This window comes from Rhodococcus erythropolis NBRC 15567 (assembly GCF_001552595.1).
Lineage (GTDB): Bacteria > Actinomycetota > Actinomycetes > Mycobacteriales > Mycobacteriaceae > Rhodococcus_F > Rhodococcus_F erythropolis.
In genome coordinates, this window is sequence record NZ_BCRM01000040.1 from 26,597 (window position 1) to 36,728 (window position 10,132).

Sequence of the window (10,132 nt, forward strand, 5' to 3'; positions counted from 1 at the left end):
CGCTCGTGGCACTGGAGTTGGTGCAGTGCAGCTGGGAAACCGACGGGCGTTCGACGGTTCGGAGCGTTGGACGATGAGTTGCCGGGGGCCATGTTGTCTTCGTCAAGCGGCAGTCACGGCGAGTGATCGATAGGGTTCATGGTTCTTGAGCATGGCGTAGAGAACATCGCAGCGACTTCCGGCGAGGCAGATGGGCGGCGGTGTGCTTCTTTCCTTCGACTCGTTTTCGGTCGTAGTAGGTGCGACTGGCAGAATCGTGCAGCACGACGAACGCCGAGAGGAACAGGACGCGTTTGCAGTCGCGGGAGACGGGCGTCCCGCCTCCCGTCGAGTGACCAGCCGGTCGACGGGCGCCCACAGGAAACATAACTGCGAAACCCACTACTGCACAAGGATTTCCTGATTTCAGGGTCATGTCAGGCGCGCCGGCCGCGCCAGGGATGTCCGTTGAGTGATTCGATCTGTGCGCGGCGGTCACCTGTTCTGCTTCCGGATGGGGAGCTCGCTGGCTGATGATCGGCGCGCATCGAACCTTGGCACCGATGCTGGAGTCGCTCCGTAAGAGAAGCAGCGTCAGTGCTACAGACTGTGCGTCGTAAGGTTGGTCTCTCACGGCGTGCAGAGCCCGCCGGCGCAGCACTCACATGTGAGCTGGCGGGCACCACCGTTTTCTGGCAGCATTGCCTGAACCGTCTGCATCGACGAGTCGTGGACCACCGTAGAGAATAGATGTGGTGGTCAGTGGCCCGCCGAGGAGAGTGTCGGCTCCCTCGGCGGGCCGGTGGACTTCTGCGGCGAACCGTGCGGTTCGAACACGCCCGAAGCCGGCCGAGGCGACCGTCCTGCGACCGTGAGAACTGGTTCCCGATCGGTGCCGCTCTCAAACAGTGCCGGATCAGGGGCGGCCCTACTTGGTCGCCAACTCCGGGCACCGGTATGCCACTGCTCTTTCAGCGACACGAGTCATCATCTCCGCACTGACCCCGGTCTCGGTCGCCATCGCGGCGGAGACGGCCCCCAGTGCTCCCGGCCCTTGGGCGTTCTCCATGTCCAGACACACGATGTTCGACATCTGCTGCGCCGCCACGACAGTGACCTGCTCCCCGGTGATGGAGGCGAAATCGGCAGCGAGTTGGGCAGCTTCCTCGGGGCGTTGCTGGATTTGCGCTTGCGCGCCCTCGTTCATCATCTCCCCGAATTCGTCTGTAGGAGCGGGGGCGGAAGAAGATGCGCCGACAGTGGGCACAGCAGATTCTTGCAACTCCGGTGGAGTCTCGTCCTTGTCTGCGCACGCGGTGATTCCAACGGCTATCGCGGCAACGACCAGCAACTTCTTCATGCTGGTCATCTCATCAGAGAAACCCGCGCACGGATACCCGAGCTCTCTTTCTGCACGTGGATTCCCTCGTGTGAGTGGGCGTCGATGGTGGACTCGAGGAGGTCGACGGACCACGGGTTCTCCGGAGCAATGACCGATCCTTGAGAGGTCCATTCCGGTTCTCGCAGTCCCGGTGCTCGAAACCAGCTGTGCTGTTCTCGGAACTGATTTTCTTGGCAGGGTCTTCTCGGCGAGACCCCTTTTCGGTCCTCACCCGGTTGCAGCATGAGGCGACGGTTGCGGTGCTCGCACGAGCGTCAGCACGACGGTAGACAGGGTGCCCCTGCGGCTTGCATCTTCGTTGGCATCGGGCAGCCGCGCCAAGCACAGCTCGCGGTGATGCTGTTGGACCTCGTGACGCTCCCGGGGCGTGATCCAGTCACCTTCGTAGACGAGATCTCCGCAGTATCGGCACCGCGTAGAGAAGTATCCTGTGGCCGGATTCGGTGCGTTGATCTTCGAGATTCTGCACTCCTCTCGCGTAGAAGGGGCCCTGCCTCCGTATCGACGTCGCCGTCGTTCCGCCGGGCCTCCCTGGCAACTGCCGCACGCTTCAGGTGGCTGCAGCGTCCCCGTTTCGCGCAGTGGGGCTGCTCAACCGGACCGTATCGAACGTCATGCGGATCATCAGGGAAGGGACGGCGCGCGAATCTTTCGAATACGTCCCGGGTAATCCGACGGAACGGCGAGGTCGACCCTAGGCGGAGTGAAAGGTGTATCGCCGGCTCATCGCAGCGAGGGCCTCGTCGTCGTCGTCGGAGAAGGCAGTCGCCTGCGCCCAGATCAACGCTTGCAGGTAGTCCTGATGGCGTTGGAGAAGTTCGTCGGTTGAAAGCCCTGCATACAAAGAATCATTCGGTCTGTCCTCGGCCCTGGCGATGCCGGCGCCAGGTACGCCGCGAGAGCAGCAGCACGGCGACGACGACTTGCAGGCATGAGTTTTCACCTCGGCTTCGGAGCGGATGCGACTACGAAGCCGAGGTGACCTCACACGCATGTACTCGAGCAACTCGTCGACTCCACTACCCCCCACAGCAATACCAGAGCTATCGACACCACATCGACTATCGTTACAGTGAATGAAGAAATGTAATGGATCGCATGCCGGAACGGCGCCGGGAACGTGTCGGGTCCGGTGCGTCTCGATCCGGGTGAGAGGCGGGACTCATCCGCCTGATGGGAAGGCTTTTTCCACGCTGATGGTGACGGAGAGTTCGTTCGCCGCGGGTGGTCTTGCGGGTTTTTGGTCGAGTGTCGCGTTGTCGACGAGGGCGGCGAGCACGAACCATCCGAACGAAGAACTAAGGGCGTCGACCGGAGCGTGGGTGGTGGCGGTCAGGTACACCCGCAGTGAGCCGGGACCACTGTCGACGACGCACACCACAGCGCTCGCGCTGCGGGCGTGACTGACGAGAATGGCAGCGGCTTCGTCCACGGCGAGGACGAGATCATCGAGTGCATCCCGCGAAAGAGGATGACGAGACACGACTGTGCGCACCATCGACCGGAGCATCCACAGGTGGTCGGGAGAGGCCGGAACGGACAGCGACAGGGACGAGGCGGTCGGTGAGACGGTCGCCTGCTCGAAGCACATGGGCATGGGGCTCCTGTTACACGAGAAAAGGTGCGAACCCCTGCGATGTCCGCGATCGCACCCTCGAACGAGGAATTTGATCCCCCGTCCAGTTAACCGGAATGTGTAGGCCCCAAACATGGGCACAGCTCAGCAAGAAGGGCACACGTCGCCGACTGCCGAGGCGACCCTCTGCGCGTCGAGGTGACAGCGATTTCGTGTCCGCACGTTTTTCCGTCAGCTCAGAACTGCGGTCACTTCGGATTCCATGAGAATTTCAGGTTGGACGATGGACGAGCCGAGCTGATTGCAAGAGGATGCACCGGCACAATCACACCGTGCAGTGCATCGCCCGGACACCGGTGCAGCTCCAGCGCGTGAGAGGCCCTCGGTGGCCGAGGCGGTGATCAGTTTCAGAGAACGACTGAAGGTTCGGCGCGACATCATGACCGAGACGATCGCGCTGGCCGGAGCCGGCATGATGCCTGTGTGTGGGGCGCCGCACTCTCGATGAATTTTGCCGGACATCCGCATCAGCCGCGGAGCCGACGAACTGCGAACCGGATTACGGTTGTCTTTCAGCTAGGTCAGTGCTTCGCTCAGCGCTTCACCGCTCTGGCGGGTGCCGTCGGTGGAGGCTAATGCCGCGCCGTCGGGATCGGCTTGTTCAGGGGTGCGGGTTCCTGCGTGGTGCGGGTTGGATCGTTGCTTCGAGTCGGGTGAGCCGTTGTTCCAGGGCGCTGGTGACGGCGAGCAGTCCGAGCAGGGTGGGTTCGGTGATGTCGCGACCATGTTGGGCGTGATCGAGCAAGGTGGTGCGTAGAAGCTGGCACATGGCGGCGTCGTCACTGATGGGTAGTTGTTCGAGTGCGGCGGTCAGACGCTTGGCGGGGAAGGTCACGGGTAGCTCCTGCACATGTCAATCATGCAGGCACAAGAGATGAAGTGACTGCCTGTCGTGGGGTGGGTGGTGCGCTGGAACCGAGGCGGAAAGCAGCGCACCACGAGCAGGAATGTTACTGCGTCAATGCTGATCGGCTGGTACCCCGGGGGTGAGGAGTGCTCTTGCCCTGCGGTCGGCGGCGACCTCGGCGCAGGGTTGGCTAACGACGCTGGGCTCTTCGGAGGAGCGGCATCGACGGCGTTCGACGGAGTGGCAGATTCGGTGAGGGGCGTAGTAGCAGCTCCGTCTACTTCTCGGTGCTCAGCGTGAGTCGAGAGTGCGCCACAGTGGCGGGGTGTCGTCGCCGTCGCTGTTGGCGAGGGTGCGGATTCCGTCGGCGTCCTGGGCGAGGATGTCGGCGAAGTGGGAGCGGTTGGCTTCGTCGAGTCCGTCGGGGAGGTTCGCGCCGCGCAGGACGGATGCCGCGGCCGCATCGAGGTACCGGGCGATGCGGAGGAGCAGTGGACGTGGGGTGGGAACGAGGGAGGTGTGAGCGTCGGCGGTAATCATGCCGAGGGTCGAGAGCAGTGACAGGCCGGTGACGGCTTCGATGTCGTCGAGGTTGATGTGGGCAACTTTCAACGCTTCGGCCAGTGCTGCGGTGGTGAGTCCGACGGCGGCAAGGGGCATGGAAATACTGCGTTCGAATGCGATGAGGTCGGCGCCGGGGGCTTCGTCGGAGAGCGAGACCGCCAGTGATTGGGCGAATGCAAGGAGACGCTCTTCCGTGAAGGCATTCTGCGCGGTACGGCGACTGATACCGATCAGTGTCATGTGTTCGGAGATTTTGTCGGCGAGAATTGTCTGTGCTTGGGCGTCGGTGACGGTGAGCCCGAGGTCGAGCAGAGCGGCCCGAAGTTCGGCCGATCGTGCGGCGAGCCAGATGGATCGCGGTCTCATCACTGCTCCCGTGAAGGTGAAAGTTGTGTTGTCGAGGTGAGCTTAGATCGACCGTCATCGAGCGAACACAGGGGACGCTTGAAGACGCCGAGAGATCAGTCGAACAGTAGGGGCCCCGTCCTGCGGGATTGTCACATTAACGTGAATGTTCGGTGACACGGTGTGTTCGGATGCGTGGTGATACAACGGCCTTGTCGCAGGCGCCTTTTCAGGCGACGACGGCGCTACCGGTAGCCTCGCGCCATACGGCGAACTGATCAGCCATCACCTGCCGGTACTCACCGGCCGACAGCAGCCCTTGAGCAGGTTTCGGAAGAACTGTTTGGCCGCCTTGGTATTTCGACGGGACTGAACTAGCACGTCCAGGACTGTGCCGTCTTGGTCGACGGCATGCCACAGGTAGTGCTGAACTCCGTTGATCCGGACGAAAACTTCGTCGAGGAACCACTTGTCGCCGGGGCGAGCACGGCGGCGACGCAGCCGATTCGCGTAGGCCTGCCCGAACTTGTCACACCATCGCCGGATTGTCTCGTAGGAGACCACGACACCACGTTCGAGCATGAGTTCCTCCACGTCGCAAAAGCTCAGCGTGAACCGAAAATCGTGAACCGAAAATACAGCCACACACAATGGTCGATGATCTCGCTGGGGTAGCGGTGACGCTTGTACGACGGCGCGGCGGTGGTGGTCACGATCGAAATCGTGCCAGCTGGCCCTCGATAGCTCGTCAACGTGACAATGCCTCGGCCCACTCCCACCGGGCACAGATGTGATCAGACGGGCCTGCTTAGCAGCGCTGGAATACTTGACGCCGCCGATCTTGCAGGAGTGATCGTGGTGGAAGAATGAGGGGATGCGCCCGAACAGGTAACCCGACGGTTATCTGCATAGGCTGGAGTTCCTGGGCGGGGTGTACCCCGATGATTCGAGGGTGATCGCCGAGCGCGGGATCGTGGCCGCGCTCGATGATGATGATGATGATGCGTTCGTGCTCTTGCTTCGCTTGGTCGGACCAGATGCCCGGCGTTCGCGGATGAACTGTGGCAGTTGATCAGTGGTTTTCTGAACAGTCGCCGCGTCGAGGAGTTGTTCGGTAGCTCGGAGAATGCCGGGTTGGCGGATCTCAACACAGAGAGGTCCGAGATACCGCCCACCTCCTACTCGACCGAGGATCCAAGGTGAGAGTGCCTGACGGCTACCATCGTGCCAAATAATTCAGGAAGAACGTGCCACATAATTCCGAGACTCACACGGTGGTGCTCGTTAATTTTCATGATGCGTTTGACTTGCGTGAAAGCCCAAACAGTGGCGTTCGGTACGCCCGAGGCGTACCCGACCGGCCGTTGCATAATCAGACGGACCGATACTGAGCCGCAACCGGACGCGTAGCTTTCCCGTTCGAGATGAACCTACGACCACCTGATGCTGACGTGCAGCGGCATATCGATCGGAGGCCTGTAATCCGCCGATTCTGTCGTCATCACTACCTTTCCCCCAGGAGACGATAGCTGCGATCGGTACTTGCCCACCGTGTCACCACAGGTCCCCAACCGAACAAGGCCGCTGGCCCTTTCGGCGGCTGGCATAACCACACCTCGTCACCCCCGGTCACTGGTTTCTGACCACTCTGCGGTGGACCGGCCCAGAACTCGCCCCCTTCGGCCCGCCAGTACGGGCTTGATCACAGCCCCCAAGTCATCGGGAATCTCGTCGACGCGCAATACATACCCCGTATCACGCATCAAACATTGAGCAGCCCGCTCTTAACCGGTGAGATGAGGCCCAACAGGTTAGGGCTTCGCGGTCGATAGCTCCTCACGAACGATGCGCGTACCCGCGCTGAGCGCGCTCAACTTCGCCAGTGCAATGCCTCGGGAGAAGGGCGCCATGCCGCAATTCGTGCTCGGCAGAAGCTTGTCCGCGTCGACGAACCTGAGAGTGTTCCGAATGGTGGCGGCGACTTCCTCCGGAGTCTCGATCTTCTCGTTCGCCACGTCGATGGCACCGAGCATGACCTTCTTGCCCCGGACGAGTTCGACGAGGTCGATCGGGACGTGGGAGTTGTGGCATTCCAGCGAGATGATGCCGATGCTGGACTGCTGCAGGAGGGGGAACGACTCCTCGTACTGTCGCCACTCCGAGCCGAGGGTGGACTTCCAGTCGGTGTTCGCCTTGATCCCGTAGCCGTAACAGATGTGTACTGCAGTCTCGGTGCGTAATCCCTCTGTTGCCCTTTCCAGCGTCGCCACGCCCCAGTCCTTCATCTCGTCGAAGTAGACGTTGAACGCTGGCTCGTCGAACTGGATGATGTCGACCCCCGCAGCCTCCAGGTCTCGTGCCTCCTGGTTGAGGATCGCCGCGAACTCCCACGCCAGCTTCTCGCGGCTCTGGTAGTGGCCGTCGTAAAGCGTGTCGATCATCGTCATGGGGCCGGGGAGTGCCCACTTGATCGGCTGATCGGTCTGCTGCCGGAGGAATCTCGCGTCGTCGACGAAGACCGGCTTGGAGCGGCTCACTGCGCCGACCACGGTAGGCACATTCGCGTCGTAACGATTGCGGATCCGAACCGTCTCGCGCTGCTCGAAGTCGACCCCGTCGAGATGCTCGATGAATGTCGTCACGAAGTGCTGACGGGTCTGCTCTCCGTCGCTGACGATGTCGATGCCGCGATCGCTCTGTTCCTGAGCGGCGATAAGCAGTGCATCTTGCTTGCCTTCGACCAACTCATCGCCCTGCAGCTTCCAGGGCGCCCAGAGGGTTTCAGGCCGGGCGAGCCACGAGGGCTTGGGCAGGCTGCCGACGATGGACGTGGGCAAGATCTGGTTCATGGTCGACTTTCCTCCGGTGGTCATCCGACGAGAACGGGGAAGCGGGCGGCCCACTGTTCGAGTAACTCGCGGTGGGGCTTCACAAAGTGGTCTTCCGTGTACTTGCCCTGCTTGGTTGCCAGCTGATCGCGTTCGATGCGGTCGTAGACGATCGGGGTAGGCGAGTAGTCCTGCTGATCCAGGTTCGGTCGGTAGATCTCAGCGGCCGGCGAGTTCGCGTTGTAGATCTCCGGCCGATAGATCCTCTGGAAGGTCTCCATCACACTGATCGTGCCGATGAGCTGAAGGTCGGTGTAGTCGTTGAGCAGATCGCCGCGGAAGTAGAACGCGAGCGGGGCGACACCGTCGGGCGGCAGGAAGTACCTGACCTGCAGCCCCATCTTCCCGAAGTACTCGTCGGTCAACGAGTAGTCGTCCTGCTGGTACTCGACACCGAGGGTCGGATGGTGATCCCGGGTCCGGTGGTAGGTCCGGCTTGTGGACACGCTGATGCAGATCACGGGATCGACCGCGAAGCGTTCCCTGTAGGCCTCGGAGTCGAGGAAATGTTGGAACAGTTTGCCGTGCAGGTCACCGAAGTCGCCGGGCACAGTGAACTCAGAGGCGCCCTCGTTGACTGCCGGCAGTCGAACACTGAAGTCGAAGTCGCGGACGTAGGAGGAGAAGTTGTTCCCGACGATCCCCGGGAATCGTGCGCCGGTGAGGCGATCGACGATCTGAATATCCAGTACCTCGATCAGGGGGAGTCGGTGATCCGCGCCGTCCGAGCTGAACTGCAGCTCCGCGGAGACGATCTCGAGCTCGACGGCGTAGCGGTCCAGGCCCGGGTTGTCCCGGCGTGCGAGACCATTGAACCGGTCGTTGATCATCGCCAGGGTTCGGCGGAGGTTCTGCTGACGGTGTTCGCCTCGGGCCAGATTGGCGAAGTTCGTGGTGGTCCGAGAATGCACCGACGGCGAGTAGTCCTCGTTGAAGCGGGTGGTGGTGATGCTGAACGTGAATTCGTTCGACATGAACGTCCAATTCGGGTCTTGATCGGCCGGGCTCGGCCTTGCGGAAAGTCTCTGCCACTATCCCGCAGTTCCAGTTCAGTTATCGGGTAACAAATGTTGCCTATGGTCCTCTATAGCATTTAGCTATGGCGCGAGAATCCAGAGGCATCACCCTGCAGCAACTGCATTACTTCATCGAGGTCGCGGCGGAGGGGTCGATCACCGGCGCCGCAGACCTTCTCTACGTCGCCCAGCCGACCATGTCTGCCGCGATGAAAGACCTGGAATCCCGAGTGGGACGCACCCTCCTCACTCGATCGGCCCGGGGGGCGACGTTGACCGAGGAGGGCGCGGAGTTTCTCGGCTATGCCAGGCAGGTCGTCGAGCAGATGTCGCTGCTGGAGCAGCGCTACCTCGGTCAGCCACCGTCCCGTCGGCTGCTCGGAGTCTCGGCTCAGCACTACTCATTCGTGGTCGAGGCGTTCATCCGGATGGTGGACTCCGTTGACGCGGCACAGTACGAGTTCTCGCTTCGTGAGACCCGGACCTGGGACATCATCGAGGACATCCGGATGCTCCGCAGTGAAGTGGGCATCCTGTACCGCAATGACTTCAACCGGAAGGTCATCGACAAACTCCTGCGAGATTCCGGTCTGGTGTTCCGCCCGCTCTTCGCCGCGGTGCCACACATCTTCATCTCCAGGCAGAACCCGTTGGCCTCCCGAGATCGCGTCGCTCTCGATGATCTGGCCGACCTGCCACGGCTCACCTTCGACCAGGGCGCGAACAACTCGTTCTATTTCGCCGAAGAGATCCTCTCCACCCTGTCGAGCAAGCGGGAAATCCGGGTCTCCGACCGCGCGACAATCTTCAATCTCATGATCGGACTCGACGGTTACACGATCTCGACCGGCATCATCAGTGACGATCTCGACCCCGAGATCGTCGCCATCCCACTCGACGTGGACGAGAGCATCGAGATCGGCTGGATCAGCCATTCCGGGGTCCCGCTCACGGCGCAGGCACAGCGCTACCTCGCCGAGGTGCGTGCCGTCGTCGCCGACTACGGAATCGAGCTGCTCGACTCTCCGTGAATCGGGCCGCGAGTGCGGATCACGGTCGGCGACAACGCGCGGATGGAGGGAACGGACCACGTGATGGTCGACGGCAACGGTGTGAAGTCTCGCTTCAACGGCTGGCGGCCTGCGTCTACACCACTGCGGAAATATCCCGGGGGTCCCACAAGGCGACCGCGTATCGCAGGTACGCGGCCTGGGGGGCTGAGGTGCTCCGACTCCACGCGAACGCACAGGGGTTCGTTGCAGCGGTGTTCGCAGACTCTTCCATCGGCTAGTTTGTCGTTAATCAGGAGCGCGAAAGATTGATACTCGATGCTGAATATGTGTTGCGCGCCGATGAGATTCCCGATGACTTGTGGGCTGTGATCGAGCCCGTTCTGCTCCCCCACTGGCGGGCCGAAGGGTGCTTCCGTGGAACGACCACCGGTTGCCCCTGGAA

Annotated in this window: 9 protein-coding genes and 1 pseudogene; 1 reads left to right on the forward strand and 9 read right to left on the reverse strand. The window is 61.8% G+C overall.

Annotated features, from left to right (window positions below; translation table 11 throughout):
- Positions 1–907: 907 nt before the first annotated feature.
- The 9 genes and pseudogenes from RE4_RS29160 to RE4_RS29200 form a co-directional block, all read right to left on the reverse strand.
- Entirely contained in the window at positions 908–1,348 is a 441-nt protein-coding gene (locus tag RE4_RS29160; RefSeq protein ID WP_024488231.1) for a hypothetical protein, read from the reverse strand.
- 727 nt (positions 1,349–2,075) lie between these two features.
- Entirely contained in the window at positions 2,076–2,411 is a 336-nt protein-coding gene (locus RE4_RS29165) for a hypothetical protein (protein WP_060939836.1), read from the reverse strand.
- Between the two features lie 132 nt (positions 2,412–2,543).
- On the reverse strand, positions 2,544–2,978 hold the full coding sequence (locus RE4_RS29170; protein WP_157838978.1) for an ATP-binding protein: 435 nt from the start codon (positions 2,976–2,978) through the stop codon (positions 2,544–2,546).
- 210 nt (positions 2,979–3,188) lie between these two features.
- Positions 3,189–3,431, reverse strand: a complete 243-nt coding sequence (locus tag RE4_RS29175) for a hypothetical protein (protein WP_021343298.1) — start codon at positions 3,429–3,431, stop codon at positions 3,189–3,191.
- Positions 3,432–3,618: 187 nt separating this feature from the next.
- Entirely contained in the window at positions 3,619–3,852 is a 234-nt protein-coding gene (locus tag RE4_RS29180; RefSeq protein WP_030537927.1) for a hypothetical protein, read from the reverse strand.
- Between the two features lie 303 nt (positions 3,853–4,155).
- Positions 4,156–4,794: a hypothetical protein gene (locus RE4_RS29185; RefSeq protein ID WP_060939837.1), complete on the reverse strand. Its 639-nt coding sequence runs from the start codon at positions 4,792–4,794 to the stop codon at positions 4,156–4,158.
- Between the two features lie 297 nt (positions 4,795–5,091).
- Positions 5,092–5,486 (reverse strand): annotated as a pseudogene (locus tag RE4_RS30910) (IS6 family transposase); the annotation flags it as partial.
- 1,098 nt (positions 5,487–6,584) lie between these two features.
- Positions 6,585–7,622, reverse strand: coding sequence for a methionine synthase (locus tag RE4_RS29195; protein ID WP_060939838.1), 1,038 nt, complete (start codon positions 7,620–7,622; stop codon positions 6,585–6,587).
- A 20-nt stretch (positions 7,623–7,642) separates the two neighbouring features.
- Positions 7,643–8,635, reverse strand: coding sequence for a putative oxygenase MesX (locus RE4_RS29200; RefSeq protein WP_024488140.1), 993 nt, complete (start codon positions 8,633–8,635; stop codon positions 7,643–7,645).
- Between the two features lie 125 nt (positions 8,636–8,760).
- Here RE4_RS29200 and RE4_RS29205 point away from each other — a divergent pair, with 125 nt between their 5' ends.
- Complete coding sequence (locus tag RE4_RS29205) at positions 8,761–9,708, forward strand: LysR family transcriptional regulator (protein WP_007728221.1); 948 nt, start codon at positions 8,761–8,763, stop codon at positions 9,706–9,708.
- Positions 9,709–10,132: the final 424 nt, after the last annotated feature.